Here is a 16,545-nt window from a genome sequence, read left to right as displayed (position 1 = left end):
TGCAGCCATGACCTGAGACTGTGCAGACTTGGCCCACCTGGCATTATGGCTTGCGCTTCTCTTATGAGATCAGGGTGAACGTCGCCAACGCTGGCTCACCCTCGCGCAGCCCCTTTGCAGGTGCCCCCTGACAGACATCTGTCAGGGAATCCAGGCGCTCGAGGTACTGTTGACTGGTGCTGAGCAGTTCGTTGCGCCGACGCTCAAGCAGCTGCCCCTCGCCCCCGCTGTATTTGAGAAATTCCTGTACCTGCTGCGCAAAGAGCTGGCGGGCATGCTGCCATTCCCGGAGAACCTCGCTGCCGTGCAACACATCCAGTAGCGCTGGGTTTAACGTGCGCTCCAGCTCATCACCCATCCCTGCCGAATCCATCTGTGGAGGGTGCTGCCCGGTACGCGCAGCACTCAAAAGCCCGTGCACCAGGAGCACGTGGGTAATCTTGGCGCGTATACAGGGAATGGCCAGGCTACTGGTCTGAAACTTGCCGTACAGCCCCCCCAGCCCCTGGATATTCTCAACCAGCATATCCGTATCGGTCACCAGGGTGTTCACCTGTTGACTCAGCTCTTCAGAGCTTCCCGCCAGCTGCTCTATGCTGGCGGCCACCTGCCCGGTCGTGGTGGACTGCTGCTCCAGGGCCGCATTAATACTGCTCATCATATCACCCACTTCTTCAATGGCCTCCATGATTTGCTGAAAGCTGCTCTGGGCCTTCTGAGAAGCCTGCTCCTGCTGATCAGCGGTTTCGCTGGCCCGACGCGCGCTGATGGTAGCACCTTCTACCCGGTTCACAATAACGGCAATAGATTTCTCGATTTCACCGGTAGAGTTCTGGGTATTTTCCGCCAACTTCCGCACTTCGTCGGCCACCACCGAGAACCCTCGTCCAGATTCACCGGCCCTGGCCGCTTCGATGGCGGCATTGAGCGCCAGCAGGTTCGTCTGCTCAGAGATATCATTGATCACCGAAACCACATGCCGTATCTCCTGGGCACTGCTTTGCAACTCAAGGATCTGCGCTGCCAGCTCCCCGATTTCTGTTTTCAGCTGCTGAATGCTGGCAGTGGATTCCCGCAGGCTGTGGACTCCATCCCGGGCCAGGTCCACCGTTGCCAGGGAAGACTGGGTGGAAACAGAAACACTGGATGATATTTCATGAATCGTGGCGTTCATTTCATGGGCGGCAGTGGAAACTTCACTGGTAGTATCCAGGTTGCGATTGCTGGCCAATCGCACATGCTCCATGACTTCCAGCACACTGGCAGTGGCACCAGCGGTTCGCGCCAGTAATTCCATGGTACTGGAGACATTTTTATCCATACTCTCGATAAACGTATTAAAAGAGCGGCTCAGCGTTCCCAGTTCATCGCGACTGCTGCTCTCCAGCCGCTGCCGCAGATCCCCCGTTCCCGACGCCAGGGCACGTGCGTGGGTGTTGATTTCAAATATCCCTTTTGTCAGCTCCCGGGCAATAACCATGGCCAGGCCCAGGGTCACCAGCAGGGAGGCCAGCACATGCCCGAAGGTAAGCAGCAGCTGCGCCGCCGCGCTTGACTGACGCTCTGCCATCATATCCACAAGTGCTCCTGCCTGCGCGTCTTCCAACTGCTTGAGGAGGTTGATCCGTTTCGTACTGAGCGAAAACCACTGCTGAGAATCCACGCCGAAGTCCCCACCACCAGGCAGTGCCTGCGCTCTGCCGCGCATTCGCTCGACTTCGGCATGAACCGGATCGGCAAGTAACTGCTCAGAGGCCTGTCGACCCGGTGCGCCCGCCAGGGTAGTGAAATTGCCCAGATGCGTCTGCTGGTCCGCTACCAGTGAGAGGAACAGCATATACATGCCCGGCGCGAAACCTTGGCGCGAGAAGGTATTGGTCAGAACTGCACGCTCTATACCGGCGTATTCCTTGGCACTGAGTACACTGGCATAGGCGGTCAGATTTCTGGTAATGGCAGCGTCATCGCTCAGCAGACTCAGCTGCGCAACCATCTGCAGACACTGATGGTTGATTGCGGTGTAATAGGCGAGGGTGTCATCAACATTCAGGGCAAGGGACGATACCTGGCCGCGCACGGACGCCAGGCGACGCAGTTCGCTGAAAACCTGATCCAGGGTGTGGTGCTGCTTCGTGGATGGATTGCGGGAGAGGAAAGCCTCAAGCTCGGCAACACGCTGATCGGTGTTCTTATGCTGATCCCTGAGCTCAGCGCGGAACTGCTCACCCTGGGAACCCAGCATTCCCGCGCTCAGGCCACGTTCACGCTGCAGCTCATGTACCAGGGAACCAATGGTAGCGGAAAGGTCAACCTGCAGCGCGAGGGAAGACAGGGTTCGTGACTGCTGCCATGCTCCCATAATCAACCAGCTGCCCATCAACAGCAAAGATCCGACGGGAACCAGCACCAGGACTGCCAGTTTCAACTTCATGGAAAATCGTGAAAATATGACCATAGTTCCACCTACCGGAAAGACTCCAAGCGCAAGTGCGCCAGTTCACAAACCCGGCGCGATCACTGCCCGTTTTCAGGTCATAGCAGAAGAATCACAGGAAGAAATTGACTTATGTCAAGAAGGGGTCACTCGCCGTTGCGCTGGCACTTCAACTGCTCCAGGCTGTCGACAAAGTTGATGATCAGGCGACGCTGATCCGGATCCATGGGGAGAAACTGAAAGGCAGCCCGAACATGATCATGTTTCAATAAAAGGTTGTGGAACGCCTGGGTACGCATCAGCACACCAGTTACCTCAATAATCTGGAGTTCCTGGGCCAGGCTGTTGTGGAAACGCAGGCCGATGCGGTCGTAAATGGCGGTCTCCTTGCTGAAGGTTCGCACCACCTGAATCTGGGCGCCCGTAACAGAAATATCCTTCAGAAAGGCTTTATAGGAGACCTTTCCGTCAATCACCACTTCTACTGCCAGATCTCCGACAGCCATAACCCGTTCAGCGCGGCGCCGCTCACGCTGATTGAAGATACCTTCCACCTTTTCCGTAATGATACGGGGCGTAAAGGGCTTCACAATATAAGAGGAAGCACCAGCCTGGATAGCGGCGACAATAGATTCCTTGTCCTTGCGGGTGGTGATCATGATAAAGGGAATATCAATCATGCTGGGAGTTGCCCGTACTTCGCGCAACAGATCATGGCCCGACATGTCGGGCATCTCCCAGTCACAGAAAATCCACTCAATGGGGTGACTGTAAATGATGGCAAGGGCCTCGCGGCCGTTCGCTGCTTCCAGAATATGCTGGCAACCCAAGTGGTCCCTGATAATGCTCACGATAATGCGCCGCATGGTGGATGAATCTTCCACCACCAGTACCGTTTTGTCTTCCAGCATAATTTCCCTTTCCATTGCCCGTCCGGACATACCCGGGTAGAGCGTGCCTGTGTGCGCACCGCTCTTATAGTAAAAAGATGTCAGACAAATGGCAATGAAAATTGCACTCCATTGTCAATAAGCGCTTCCCGGATTCAGTCCAGCGCCTGTGGATCGGAGAGATTGAAGATGGGATGGCTGTACCAGTAGAAGAAATTCCCCCGTGCCGCTGGCGCGGTGCAGTTGATACGGGTACGCCCTTTGCCCGGTGGACGGGGCGTTTTCACCTCAATGGTGGCTGTGTCTTCGCCGCGCTCCAGCCAGGTCACCGGGACCCTCCCCTGGAAACTCATGTAGCAGGCCAGATCGTTTTCCCGAAAATTCCCCCGCTCAAGGGTCATGGTCAGGGTATAGGGGTTGTCATGATCCCGCAGAACGGGATCAGAGGGCTCGGCAGAGAGTACCGGCAGGGCCCGGCTGTTCACCTTGACGCGAAATTCACCCATTTCCGCAAACTGGGCTGCCATGGGAAAACGCGTGATGACCATGGCGTCACTGCGGTGGCTCATGGCACCGGAATGCTGGGCGATGCCCATATAGCCCAGCTCGCGCAGCACTTCCATCATTTCCCGGTTATACTCGCCATAGGGATAGGCAAAGAGGCCGTGATCGCTCCCCAGTTCCTCCTTGAGAATATCCCGTGCCCGCGTGAAATCCCCGCGCAGCCGCTGACGATACTGGCTCTCGGTTTCACCGTCTTTACGCAGGATAAAGTGCTCGTGGGTGTGAGAGTGGTTACCGTACTCAATCAGTCCGCTCCCCTGTATTTCGCGCATCTGCTCCCAGGTCATGTAGACACCGAAGCCGCGCTGCACCCCTTCGGTGGTCACAAAAATCGTCATGGGAAATTCATACTGACGCAGCAGCGGCATGGCGCTGGAATACACCGAGCGATACGCATCGTCAGCCGTCAGCACCACACACTTCGACGGAAAGGGCTGCTGTTGGCGATACAGCTCCATCGCTTCGCTCAGAAAAATCACATTGAAATTATTCTGCTTGAGGTAGCGCAGATGGGCTTCAAAAAGCTCCGGTGTTACACTGGTTGAAGCGGGTGTGTCGGTGGCAAAATGGTGATAGACCAGCACCACACAGGAATCCGCAGCCTGGGCTGCCCCGGAAAAAAATGCTGTGAATATCAGGGCAGCCAGAAGCGCCCGGAACCGGTGAAATCCTCGGTAGTTTTTCATGTAAGAACCCTCAGGAAAACCACTTGCTTTTTCTGGTGACCGAATTATAATTCATGGCCGAAATCAACAACAATGACTATACACGATGGAGGCGTACTATGCCAATCTACGAATACCAATGCAGCACCTGCAGCCATCAGTTTGAAAAAATGGAAAAGATGGATGCGCCCAAAACCACAAACTGCCCCCAGTGTCAGGCCCAGGCCCAGCGTCAAATCAGCCTGAGCGCCTTCGCCCTCAAAGGTGGCGGCTGGTACAGCGACGGTTACGGCACTTCAAAGGCCAGCGCACCCGCTTCCCCCTGTGCCGCCAGTGGCGGCTGCCCTTCTGCGGGCCAGTGCGCTGCCGCATCATCCTGATTGTGCAACTTTCCGGGAGCCGGGACCCTGTTCCGGCTCCCGCTTCTTTTCTGGAGCCCTTGTGAAAACGCCACAACGCCTCAGCCATCTCCTGCCCTCCCTCCTGAAGCAATATGACCTGGACAGCGGCATTGAACAGCACCGCATCGCCGCTTTGTGGCCTGCCCTAGTGGGAGAGCCCATGCGCTACCATACGCGCGTCCAGCGAGTGACCCACGACCGCCTCCACGTCGTCGTCAAAGAGCAGCGCTTCCTCTACCCCCTCTCCCTGCTGAAGCCACAGATTTTGAAAGCGATTGTGGAGAAAGATCTCGGAAACTTCCGCGATATCACCTTCTCCTACTCCAACCGCGCTCAATTTGAAAAAGCCCCGCCACCTGCAGCTCCACCGCGACCCCTGAGCCCGGAGGAAAAGCAATGGTGTGCTTCGATGGCGCAGCATATTGAAGGTGAGCTGGCTGATATATTCCGCCGCATCGTTGAAAAAGACCTCACTTCAAAGCGATAACTCAGGATTCGGCGCGCCAGACTGAGCCTGGCGCACCGAATCCTGAGCCATAATCCACACCAGAAAACGTTCAATTTCCACATCCCTCTTCCCCCGACGGCCAATTCATACTATACTTAACGTTTCATGTTGACTTTATATCCTGAAAACGTTACCAGTCGGAGGAAGGCTTGGAAATTCCAACAGATAACGGGTGCCGCCAGGAATCCCGCCGCCAGACCTGGCATGAACTCATACGCCTGATTACTTTTGTTGATCTGCCCATCAAGAAGAAATTCCGCCTCTTTGCCGTGGGCACCATTTTCTGGTTTCTCTCCATGGCCGCAGTCGCAGTGGTCTCCCTGACCGCCATTCACTATAAATACAACCAGATCGCGGGGCACACCCTGCCCTACTCCCAGGCTATCAGCAAAGTCATCGTCCATGTGCAGGGCATCTCCAGCAGTATCACCCAGGCGCAGCAGGAAACCGGTGATGCCGGGGCGCGTCAGCTGGAGTCAGCCCAGAGTCATGTCAAGAGCATCCGGGGTATTATTTCGGCCCTGAGCCTGGGCATCAACAGCAGCCAGGGCAGCACTGGCGGTAATCTTGTGGAAAACTTCATCCTGAGCATGGCACGCTCCGACGTGGAAGGAACCCAGTACCTGCAGCGCATGCTGACCCTGGTGGAGCAGATGGATCGCCATATCAGCCTTCTGCAGCAGTTCCGACAGAATCCCGCTGAAAACGCACCAGACATACAGCACATCCTGAACTTGCTGGGAGGCCAGCTGGAAGAGGCCCACACGCTCTCTGCCAGCTTCACCGAGTCCCTGACGGGGGAGTACACCGCCAACACCCAGCTCATCAACGAAATCGTACGCACCTCCATCCACATTATTCTGCTGGTGCTGCTGCTGGCAACCCTGCTCCTGCTCATATTCACCCGCTGGATCACCGGAGCCTTCTACAAACCCATTGACGCCATTATCAACCAGATCCACGACCTGGGGACCGGCAAGGTTGACCTGGACAATAAACTCACTATCCATTCAAAAGACGAGATGGGAACCCTCTCCAGCGAATTCAACGAGCTTATAGAAACCGTGTACGGCATGACCATATTCAAAAAGGTCATCGAGGAGGACTCCACCCTGGACGAAGTCTACCGCCGCCTGGGCGAAGTCTTTGAAAACGAGCTTGGCATTGAGCGCTACATGATCTACGAAGTGAACGGAAACAAGAAAGAGATGCGCGCCGGCTACCCTCCCCTGGTGGGAGACCGCAAACTCTTCTGCTACGAGGACATCCTCTCCGACTGCAGCCTCTGCCGCGCCGTCAAAACCGGCCATACGGTCTCCTCCTTCGAGTTCCGCGGTGTCTGCCGTCAGTTTCTGCCCGACACCGGCATGGAGCACGTGTGCATCCCCATGATGCTGGCTGGCGTCACCGGCGGGGTCGTGCAGTTCCTCTTTCCCTCGCGGGGCGAAAAGGGCCATATCAACGAAGTGGAAAACCAGCAGCTTTTCAAGGCAGAGACCTATATCAAGCAATCTCTGTCGGTGGTGGAGACAAAACGCCTTATGAATACCCTGCGGGAATCGGCGATGGTGGACACGCTCACCGGGCTCTACAACCGCCGCTTTCTGCAGGAACACACCAAGCAGATCATCAGCGGCGTCCTGCGCCGCCGCAAAACCATAGGGCTGCTGCTGTGCGACATCGATTACTTCAAGCAGATTAACGATACCTTCGGCCATGATGTGGGAGACCTCGTCCTGAAAGAAGCCGCCGCCTGCATGCGCAACAGTGTACGCGAAGCAGACATCGTCATACGCTTTGGCGGCGAGGAATTCCTGATCCTCCTTCTGGATGTCGATCAGGGTGACGCCATTGACGTGGCAGAAAAAATCCGGGTCAAAATCGGCGACATGAAAATAACCGTACCCGATGCCGTCATCCAGAAAACCATCTCCATCGGAGTCAGCGAATTCCCCGGAGACACTGACGGATTCTGGCAGGCCATCAAGTTTGCCGACGTGGCCCTGTACAAAGCCAAAGAGACTGGTCGCAACAAGACCGTGCGCTTTGAGCCGGACATGTGGCCCCGCAAGGAATTCTGACACGGGAAAAGAAGAGTTGCGCAAAGGCCATTAAGTTTTCCTTGTACCCGCCGAAAAAGGAGATAACAACCCAAGGAGCCACCATGCGAAAACTCACCATTCTTCTGTTCTGCATTGCCTGTCTCGCAGCCACCCCCGCCTGGGCTGAAGAATACGAAATCGGCATGGTGGGCGCTGTGGAAGAGCGCTCCTGGGCGGAACTGGGCAGCCGCGTACGCCACCTGGAGGCCGGCAGCCCCATCTTCCCCGGCGAACAGATTGTCACCGGTCGTCAGGGCAAGGTTCAGATACTCTTCAGCGACAACTCCCATCTGGCCATGGGTCCCAGCAGCCGGGTGCACCTGCAGCACTACCTCTACCCCCACGACACCCATGAACTGCCCGGCCTGCACCTGGTCATGCTCCGGGGGAGCTTTCGCTTTGCCCCTGGGGAGATGGCCCTCTATTTTCGGGACGGTATACGACTGGAGTCCCCCATGGCGGTGGCTGCCGTTCCGGGTGGCATGTCAGGACACCATATCCAGCCTGGACGGGAGCAGCACTTTCACCTCTACCAGGAGACCCAGTATCCCATGGAAGTGCGCAGTAAAAAAAGCGCCCGAAAGGTGCAGCTGGATGGGGTGCGCAACACCGTGGAGCTGAGCACCCGCGCGGACATCGGCACGCCCCGTCCCATGCTGACCAGCGAAATGACCATTCACAGCGATGTCAGTGTCGGCCACAAGGGCCGCCGCTTTGGCTATGGCCAGCATACGCCCGCCTTCATCGCCATTGATACCACAGAACCCGGAGACGAGGTTATCGTTCCGGTAAAAACCGATAGTCGTTGGCTGGGGATGCAACCATGAAGAATCTGCGCATACGACTCGCCACTGTGCTTCTGTGCCTGCTGGCCATGAGCCAGGCCCATGCCCTGGAATACACCTGGGCCACCCACAGCGACAAGGAGCGGCTGGTGCTGAACTTCAGCCAGCCGATTCCATCCTACACCGTTGAACACATTGCGCCTGACCGGGTGCGCATCCACTTTGCCCAGGATATCTGGAAAGCCGAACCTCGCCCGACCATGCCGGATCTGAGCAGCAGCCAGGTCATCGCCCGCGTGGAAACAACAGTCAGCAGTATTGATATCTCGCTGCGCATGCACCTTTCCACCGTGCGCCACTTTACCCTGGCAAAGCAACGCAAGCTGGTACTCGACTTCCCCCGTGAACCCCTGATGATCCACTGGGAAGACCTGCAGGCGCTTCCGCGCCCATCAGCCATGGCGCCGAAGAAAGGGCACACGCAAGCGCTGGCCTCTCAGAAATCCCCCGCACCGCAGAACAGCACCCCCACGGAGGGGAGCCAGAACCATGGCCCCATCACGGCAGCTGATGCATCCACTACCGCGCAAACCCCTGGCGGAGAAACCATTACCGACATTGAACTCCCCGCCGAGAATGTCGAGCTGGCAGCGGTGGAATACCACTCTCCCCAGGAAGATTTTGAGAACCTCTCTCACCTGGTCCGCCAGTATCCCGATGACGCCAACCTGCACTTCAATATGGGTATTGCCGCCTTCTCTACCGGCCGTTTTCCCCTTGCCCTCAACGCCTTTGAACGCGCCCTGGCCCTCGATCCCTCGAACGGTCAGCCACTGGTGGAAATGGCCCGTGCCCACCTCGCCATGGGCAATCCCGCAATGGCCAGCCTGGACCTGGAAAGAGCCCTGCAGCGCCAGCTCTCTCCCCAGGTACGCAGCGCGGTGGAGTTGACCCTGGATCAGACCCGCGTCGTACCCACATACCGCACGTACCGGGGTGAGTTCTTCCTGGGAGCCCTCTACGACAGCAATATCCCTTTGGCGCCAGCGGGCACCAGCGTCGCCATTGGTGGCGTCGAGCTGCCCCTGCCCCTCGACAGCCGCAAGCAAAGCGATACCGCTCTTTTTGCCGGCTTTGCGCTGGGAACGACCAGTTGGGCCGCTGGCAGCGACAACCGCATTGACATCAGCCTCAGCCACTATCAGAAGTGGCACCAGGATCTTGATCAGTACGACACCTCCTACAGCGAGATCGCCTGGGGGCTCTCCCAGGAAAATCACCAGCGCCACCACACTGCAGCTGTCCTGCGCATCGGCCACGCCCGCGACGATGAAGGCACTCTGGTCAATCGGGTTATTCTCCAGCCCCGCTACACGTTCGTCGCCACTCCCAGGCTGGCAACGCGCACTGACCTGAGCTTCGAATATCGCGACTACAGAATCTTTGATGAGCGCAGCAGCGTAATTTCCCGCCTGGGCCAATCCCTGCGGATGGTCAGGGGACAGCATGATGCCCATAATATCGCCATCGGCTTCGCCCTCTTCCACGAGCGCTCCGACCTGGACACCTCGTCCAATGAAGGCTGGGAGATCTCTTTGACCGAAAACTATCACCTCGGTGTTCGCTCCATCCTTTTCGCGAACCTGGAGTATCGCGTGGCCAGCTACGACGAGGCCCTGCCCGGTGAATCCGTACGTGAAGACAAAGCGACTCGCCTGCAAACCGGTATCCACAGCCAGATCGGCAAGCGAACAGCCCTTCGGCTACTCCTTGGCTATCGCGAAAACTCCTCCAATGTTCCCGCCTATGATTACCGCGCTCTGCAGGGAGGCCTCTCGTGGCACCTGACCTTCTGAACCCCTGAGTTACGGGCATACGGGATTATTTGTTTCAAAATGCTTTACTCCACTGCGATCATTAGCTATATTGCACAGCACGCTCCCTTGACACAGTCGCTGGCAAGGCAGAAGGGCGCTCACCGCAACACTCTGTAAACAGGCCGCACCCGATCGCAGGAGGCTCCCATCGACCGCCATCCGTACGCCCACCCTGCATGCACCGCACCGCGCCAGAAAATTCTGCTCAGTCTGTTGATATCCCTGATTCTCGTGGCCATCGCCGCCTCCACGGCAGGCTTTTCCCGTTATCTCCACGAGCGCAATACCGACCAGGGGATGCGTACCGCTGCCAACCTGGCTATCGCCCAGGAGCGCCATATCACACTGACCATTCGCGCCGTTGACATCATCCTGGAAAGTATCGCCGAGGAGTTTGGCGCCCACCAGGAGCTCCTGGCAGATCCTGGGACATCGGAGCTTTTGCGACAACGGCTTCAGAGCATACCGGAGCTGGCAGACCTGGCCATTTTCGACGCTGATGGCCAGGCACTTCACCTGGCCCGCTATCGCGAAAAATCACCGCACTCCATTGACGTCAGCGATCGCGAATTTTTTCTGGCTCAGCGCGATATCCGCTCCTCGGGGCTTTTCATCGGCCAGGCCCAGCGCAGTCGCGTCGATGGGGAGTGGTTTATTCCCGTCAGCCGCCCGATCATCACCGATGGCCAGCTTGAGGGTGTGATCCTGGGTGCCCTGCAAAGCGATTCTCTCAGCACCTATTATGCCAGCCTGGACCGGGATGGCCATCGCGCTTTCTCCCTGCTGCACATCCCCTCAAACTCCGTGCTGGCCGCCTACCCGCCCCACAGGGCCATGGCGCACCCCGGCGATTCCGCTGACTGGGTTCCCATCGACATTTCTACACATCCCGATCGCTCCCATACACAGATGCTCACCCTGAACCACCAGCTCCACGCCTTCAGCTTCCTGGCTGTGGACGGCTCGCCTCTGGCCGTGACGGTTACCATTGCCGCCGATGAGTTCATGGGTCGCTGGTATGACGGAATCCGGACCCATCTTTTCTTCATGTCCCTGTTTTCGCTGATGGCTCTCGCTGTGGGAACCTTCCTCTGGCGCAACATGCTTGCCCGTGACCGGATTTCCGCTGAACTCAGAAGCAGTGAAGAGCGTTACCGCACCCTCTTCGAACGGTCCCTCGACAGTATTTTTCTCATTGATGATGAGGGGCAGGTGTCAGAAAGCAACCCGGCAGCCCAATCCCTGGTGGAACACAGCATCGGACACTTTGCCATGAACAGCATCTTTGAGCTGCTGGCACCAGAAGGGGAAAATCTGCAGGCCATGCTGGATCTGGTCAATGCCGCCAGACAGGGGCACAGGGCCCAGCAGGAGATCATAATTTCCGGCGAAAAACCCATCTACCTTGACGTCCACGCCGTCAGCATGGACGAAACACATATCCTGCTGGTCGCCCGCAATATTACCCGTAGAAAAACCAGCGAACTGCGCCTGCGCGAAAGCGAACAACGCTTCCGCGATGTATCCAACGCCGCAGGCGAATATATCTGGGAAATTGACAGCGATGGCTGCTTCACGTTCCTGACGGATCGTGTCGTAGACGTACTGGGATATCCGGCTGAAGAACTGCTGGGTCGCTCCCCCTTTTCCCTGATCCCCCCGGAAGACGCCCAGAAGGTGCAAAGAGTGTTCTCGCGCATCGTGCGCGCCCAGAAATCCTTCAGCGGCTTCTCCTACCGGTGCATCACCCGCAGTGGCACCATTATCTGGCTGGAAATCAGCGGTGTACCCATCGTGGGCCCGTACGGAACTGTACAGGGCTACCGGGGTGTCGGCCTGGATATCACCCTGCGCAAGCGCGCTGAAGAGGCTCTCCAGGAAGCCCGACGTCAAGCCGAAGACTCCAGCCAACTCAAGAGCATGTTTCTGGCCAATATGAGCCATGAGCTGCGCACCCCCCTCAATGCGATTCTTGGCTACAGCGAAATGCTCCAGGAAGATGCCGCCGTCATGGGTGCCCAGGAGATGGTCGGTGACCTCGCCAAGATCCACAGCGCTGGCGAGCACCTGCTCAGACTCATCAACGATGTGCTGGATATTTCCAAAATTGAAGCCGGAAAAATGGATGTCTACCTTGAAGAGGTGAATATCGCGCGCCTGGTACGCGATGTGGCCGACACCATCACCCCCCTGGTCCGTAAAAACAAGAACCACTTCCACCTGGAGTGCGGCCAGAACCTGGGGGCCATGCACACAGACCTGACCAAAGTTCGCCAGATTCTCTTCAACCTCCTCAACAACGCCGCCAAGTTCACCCAGAACGGCAGCATCACCCTCCGGGTACAATGCCAGGAAGACCGGGAAATCCCCACGATCTCCTTCCAGGTCATTGATACGGGAATCGGCATTGAGCAGCAGCGGTTGAGCTCTCTCTTCCAGTCATTCACCCAGGCCGATGTCTCCATCTCCCGCAAATATGGCGGAACCGGACTTGGGCTGGCCATCAGCCAGAGTTACAGCCATCTACTGGGGGGTGGCATCACCGCCCACAGCAAGCCGGGCGCTGGCTCAACATTCTGCCTCACGCTCCCCCTGATCAGGCAGCCCCACTCCTCCACAGCACCCCGGCACGGCGGGGAAAGCGATCTTCGCAACGCCCTGGCGGCTGCCGAGCACCCTGGTGATGTGGTACTCATCGTTGACGATGACCCAGAAGTGCGGCACCTGCTGCGAAAATCACTGGAAAAAGAGGAGTTTCACGTCATGGAAGCGCACAGCGGCAAAGAGGCACTGCGCCTTGCCCGCAGCTGCTCCCCCATCGCCATCACCCTGGATGTCATGATGCCGGAAATGGATGGCTGGAGTACCCTGTCCGCACTGAAAGCCGACCATCAGACCGCGAATATCCCCGTGATCATGCTCACCATCATCAGTGAACGCAATATCGGCTTCTCCCTGGGGGCGGATGAGTACCTGGTCAAGCCTGTTGACCGGCAGATGCTCACCGGTCTGCTGCAGCGCTACCGCCACGGGGCCCGAATCCTTATCGTTGAAGATGAACCCCTGACACGCAACACCATCGCCAGCATCCTCAGCGAGGAGCACTATGAAGTACAGCAGGCGGAGCATGGCGCCGAGGCGGTGGAACTGCTGCAGACCCTGCCAGAACTGCCCCATATCATTCTGCTGGACCTGATGATGCCCGTGATGGACGGTTTTGCTTTTGTCCAGGCTCTTCAGGCAGACCCGCGCTGGAAGTCCATCCCGGTTATCGTCCTCACGGCCAAAGAGCTGCATCGCAATGACCGTGAGCGCCTGCAGGGCTTTGTGGAAGAAATCCTGCAAAAAGATGCTTCCTCCGCCAAAGCCATTCTCTCCCAGGTTCGCAACTTCCTGACGCGCCATCGCAAATCAAACGGGAAGTGAAACTTTCTCCTTGTGCCTTTTGCTGCTATGCAATAACATTTTCCTGCCAGAACCTGTTTGTACCATCAGTTTTCCTGGGAGAATTTCATGGGCCTCCTCAATACCATCCGGGGCAAAATCATCACCTTTGTGATCATCGTGGCTGCCGGTATGGCGCTCCTGATCTCGCTTTCCATAAACACTCTCCACAAAAGCCTCTGGGAGTCCCGCAAGGATGCGGTACGCTACGCCGTACAGAATGCCTACAGTGTTCTCAGCTTCTATGAGCAGCAGGAGCGCGCCGGACTCATGAGCCGGGAGGAAGCCCAGCGCATCAGTAAAGATCTCCTGCGCTCCATGCGTTACGAAAACAATGAGTACTTCTGGATCAATGACACCCATCCCCGCATGATCATGCACCCCATTCAGCCACAGCTGGATGGGCAGGATCTTTCATCCTATACAGATCCTGCCGGGAAAAGGCTCTTTGTGACATCGGTGGAAATTGCCAGGGCAAGCCAGCAGGGCTACATGGAGTATCTCTGGCCTAAACCCGGGCATAGCGAATCCGTGCCAAAGGTCTCATACCTCAAGTACTTCGAGCCGTGGGACTGGGTGCTGGGCAGTGGGGTCTACCTGGATGAGATCAATACCCTGTTCTGGGGTCAGGTTCGCCTGAGCGCCTTTATCGTCCTGACCATCATCTTCCTGCTGCTGGTTCCCGTCGCCACCATGACGCTCTCCATCAATCGCTCCATGGCGCGCCTCATTCACGCCATTCGCCACACAGGTCGCAGTGGCGACCTGTCTACCCAGGTACAGTTTGAAGGCAACGCCGAGGGAGAAATGCGCCAGATCGCGCTGTCTTTCAACCAGATGCTGAAGCGACTGCGCCTGGCCCAGCAGGAACTGGAGCAGGCCCGCACTGCCGCCGAAGCAGCCAGTGAGGCCAAGGCCCAGTTTCTGGCCAACATGAGCCATGAGCTGCGCACCCCGCTGAATGCCATTATCGGCTACAGTGAAATGACCCAGGAAGACATCGCCGCAGGCAATACCCAAAGCGTTCAGCAGGACCTGGAGAAGATCAACAAGGCGGGCCTGCACCTGCTGTCAATCGTCAACGACATTCTGGACATTTCCAAGATTGAAGCGGGAAAAATGGATCTGTTCCTGGAAGATTTTGACATAACGCAGCTTCTCCACGATGTGGTGGCGATCATGACTCCCCTTATGGAAAAGCAGGGCAATCAGTTTCAGCTCGTACTCAGTCCCGATATTGGCATGATGCACGCTGACCAGACCAAAGTGCGCCAGATTCTGATCAACCTCCTCAGTAATGCCACCAAATTCACCCACCAGGGGGAGATCACCGTCGAGGTGCAGAACCATGGCGAGCATATCGTCGTGAGTGTCCATGATACAGGCATTGGCATGGATCCTGAACAGGTGGATCGACTCTTCAAGGCCTTCACCCAGGCCGATGCTTCTACGACGCGCAAATACGGAGGAACTGGACTGGGGCTCTCCATCAGCCAACACTTCTGCCATATGATGGGTGGATCTATCCGTGTCGAGAGCACCCCAGGCAAGGGCTCACACTTCACGGTCCAGCTGCCGCGAAAAACGCTTCGGCCACCAGCGCAGCAGCCAGCTGGCGAAAAGACCACTCCCACGACAATCCAGGGTAGCGGTGAACATGTGATTCTCATAGTGGATGACGACCCTGTGGTGCGGGATATTATCTCCCGCTCGCTGGTCAGGGAGGGATACAGTGTCGTCCAGGCCTCCGATGGCAAGCAGGCCCTGGAGTTGGCTGAGAAATTCCTTCCCACCGCCATCACCCTGGACGTCATGATGCCCGGCATGGATGGATGGCAGGTTCTGAGCCAGCTGAAAGCCAACAGCCAAACCCGTCATATTCCCGTCATCATGGTGACCATTCTCAACGAAAAGAGCACCGGCTTCTCTCTGGGCGCATCAGAGTATCTGGTCAAGCCCGTTGACAGGGAAGTGCTGCGGGACGTAATCAGCCGATACCGCCACCCCGGCCACCAGCAGCCCGTCCTGGTGGTTGACGACGACGCCATCACCCGCTCCACCCTCAGGGAAGTGCTCGTTGCGGAAGGCTACGCAGTCATAGAAGCGGAACATGGCAAACACGCACTGCAGATGCTTTCCGAACACCAGCCAGCATTGATTCTGCTTGACCTGGTGATGCCGGTCATGGATGGGTTTACCTTTGCTGCTCACCTGAAGGCTCACCCCCAGTGGAGCAAGCTCCCGGTTATTGTCCTGACATCCAGGGAGCTTGATCCCGCAGACTGTCGCAAGCTTGAAGGGCATGTGCATAACATTCTGCAGAAACATGCCTGTCCGCCTCAAACCCTGATTTCCCAGGTGCGCCAGTTCATTGATGACCACAGGATCAAAGGCGACTCCTGAGAGCTTGCTGAAATACCTCCGCAGGCAAATGACGACAACACCACTCAGCGACCACCGTGAATTCGCATCAGAACACAGATATAGGGGGTTCCCGAAAAGAGAACCCGCCGGGTTTCCACAATTTCAAAGGTGGGATTGTCCCGCAGGTGGGGAGGCAGAATGCGCCCCTGTCGACGCGAAAGTTCATCATGTGCCAGGGCAATCGCCTGCTCGCGGGCCACGTCTTCGGAAGCCTCAATGGGAACGCACTCGGAGGCGTACTCCAGGCCATAGGAAGATGAGGTGAAAAATATCCAGTCCGGCAGCGGTTCCTCTGAGAAGCCCGCAGAACGCTGCTGGCCAGGTGCCACACAGGCGCTCAGGAGCAGCGCCACCATGATCAGCAGTACACACATCGCAGTGGAAGAAACTGTTCTGTACATCACGGCCTCCTCATTCTTGGTGACTGCACAAAAAGAGCCGCAAACGCCTC

Annotated in this window: 11 protein-coding genes; 7 read left to right on the top strand and 4 right to left on the bottom strand. The window is 57.2% G+C overall.

The window, feature by feature from the left end; all coding sequences use genetic code 11:
• Positions 1–61: 61 nt before the first annotated feature.
• From SELIN_RS00355 to SELIN_RS00345, 3 genes are all read right to left on the bottom strand, one after another.
• Entirely contained in the window at positions 62–2,455 is a 2,394-nt protein-coding gene (locus SELIN_RS00355; RefSeq protein ID WP_013504720.1) for a methyl-accepting chemotaxis protein, read from the bottom strand.
• A gap of 125 nt (positions 2,456–2,580) precedes the next feature.
• Positions 2,581–3,360, bottom strand: a complete 780-nt coding sequence (locus SELIN_RS15180; protein WP_013504719.1) for a response regulator — start codon at positions 3,358–3,360, stop codon at positions 2,581–2,583.
• 119 nt (positions 3,361–3,479) lie between these two features.
• Positions 3,480–4,574 carry a polysaccharide deacetylase family protein gene (locus tag SELIN_RS00345; RefSeq protein ID WP_013504718.1) on the bottom strand — a complete coding sequence of 365 codons (1,095 nt, stop codon included), beginning with the start codon at positions 4,572–4,574 and terminating at the stop codon, positions 3,480–3,482.
• A gap of 98 nt (positions 4,575–4,672) precedes the next feature.
• Here SELIN_RS00345 and SELIN_RS00340 point away from each other — a divergent pair, with 98 nt between their 5' ends.
• The 7 genes from SELIN_RS00340 (at position 4,673) to SELIN_RS00310 (ending at position 16,073) form a co-directional block, all read left to right on the top strand.
• Positions 4,673–4,933, top strand: a complete 261-nt coding sequence (locus SELIN_RS00340) for an FmdB family zinc ribbon protein (RefSeq protein ID WP_013504717.1) — start codon at positions 4,673–4,675, stop codon at positions 4,931–4,933.
• Between the two features lie 61 nt (positions 4,934–4,994).
• A complete protein-coding gene (locus tag SELIN_RS13575) occupies positions 4,995–5,441 on the top strand; it encodes a DciA family protein (RefSeq protein ID WP_013504716.1) in 447 nt (148 codons plus the stop codon).
• Positions 5,442–5,611: 170 nt separating this feature from the next.
• Positions 5,612–7,543, top strand: a complete 1,932-nt coding sequence (locus tag SELIN_RS13570; RefSeq protein WP_013504715.1) for a GGDEF domain-containing protein — start codon at positions 5,612–5,614, stop codon at positions 7,541–7,543.
• Between the two features lie 83 nt (positions 7,544–7,626).
• Complete coding sequence (locus tag SELIN_RS00325) at positions 7,627–8,391, top strand: FecR family protein (protein WP_013504714.1); 765 nt, start codon at positions 7,627–7,629, stop codon at positions 8,389–8,391.
• Positions 8,388–10,205 carry a tetratricopeptide repeat protein gene (locus SELIN_RS00320; protein ID WP_013504713.1) on the top strand — a complete coding sequence of 606 codons (1,818 nt, stop codon included), beginning with the start codon at positions 8,388–8,390 and terminating at the stop codon, positions 10,203–10,205. Before SELIN_RS00325 ends, SELIN_RS00320 begins: the two co-directional genes overlap by 4 nt.
• A 234-nt stretch (positions 10,206–10,439) precedes the next feature.
• Complete coding sequence (locus SELIN_RS13565; RefSeq protein WP_013504712.1) at positions 10,440–13,652, top strand: response regulator; 3,213 nt, start codon at positions 10,440–10,442, stop codon at positions 13,650–13,652.
• Positions 13,653–13,739: 87 nt separating this feature from the next.
• Positions 13,740–16,073 (top strand): response regulator, encoded by a 2,334-nt coding sequence (locus tag SELIN_RS00310; RefSeq protein ID WP_013504711.1) that lies wholly within the window; start codon positions 13,740–13,742, stop codon positions 16,071–16,073.
• A gap of 44 nt (positions 16,074–16,117) precedes the next feature.
• Here SELIN_RS00310 and SELIN_RS00305 read toward each other — a convergent pair whose 3' ends face one another.
• Positions 16,118–16,495, bottom strand: coding sequence for a hypothetical protein (locus SELIN_RS00305; RefSeq protein ID WP_013504710.1), 378 nt, complete (start codon positions 16,493–16,495; stop codon positions 16,118–16,120).
• Between the last annotated feature and the right edge of the window lie 50 nt (positions 16,496–16,545).

Origin of the sequence: Desulfurispirillum indicum S5 (assembly GCF_000177635.2) — a bacterium.
In the GTDB taxonomy this organism is placed as follows: domain Bacteria; phylum Chrysiogenota; class Chrysiogenetes; order Chrysiogenales; family Chrysiogenaceae; genus Desulfurispirillum; species Desulfurispirillum indicum.
Note: the sequence above shows the minus strand (reverse complement) of the source record. Positions and strands in the feature narration are given on the sequence as shown.

What these genes read in the sequence shown, in the direction of transcription:
- SELIN_RS00355 (WP_013504720.1), bottom strand. Translation starts at nt 2,455, where the DNA reads ATGGTCATATTTTCACGATTTTCCATGAAGTTGAAACTGGCAGTCCTG.
- SELIN_RS15180 (WP_013504719.1), bottom strand. Translation starts at nt 3,360, where the DNA reads ATGGAAAGGGAAATTATGCTGGAAGACAAAACGGTACTGGTGGTGGAA.
- SELIN_RS00345 (WP_013504718.1), bottom strand. Translation starts at nt 4,574, where the DNA reads ATGAAAAACTACCGAGGATTTCACCGGTTCCGGGCGCTTCTGGCTGCC.
- SELIN_RS00340 (WP_013504717.1), top strand. Translation starts at nt 4,673, where the DNA reads ATGCCAATCTACGAATACCAATGCAGCACCTGCAGCCATCAGTTTGAA.
- SELIN_RS00325 (WP_013504714.1), top strand. Translation starts at nt 7,627, where the DNA reads ATGCGAAAACTCACCATTCTTCTGTTCTGCATTGCCTGTCTCGCAGCC.
- SELIN_RS00320 (WP_013504713.1), top strand. Translation starts at nt 8,388, where the DNA reads ATGAAGAATCTGCGCATACGACTCGCCACTGTGCTTCTGTGCCTGCTG.
- SELIN_RS00310 (WP_013504711.1), top strand. Translation starts at nt 13,740, where the DNA reads ATGGGCCTCCTCAATACCATCCGGGGCAAAATCATCACCTTTGTGATC.
- SELIN_RS00305 (WP_013504710.1), bottom strand. Translation starts at nt 16,495, where the DNA reads ATGTACAGAACAGTTTCTTCCACTGCGATGTGTGTACTGCTGATCATG.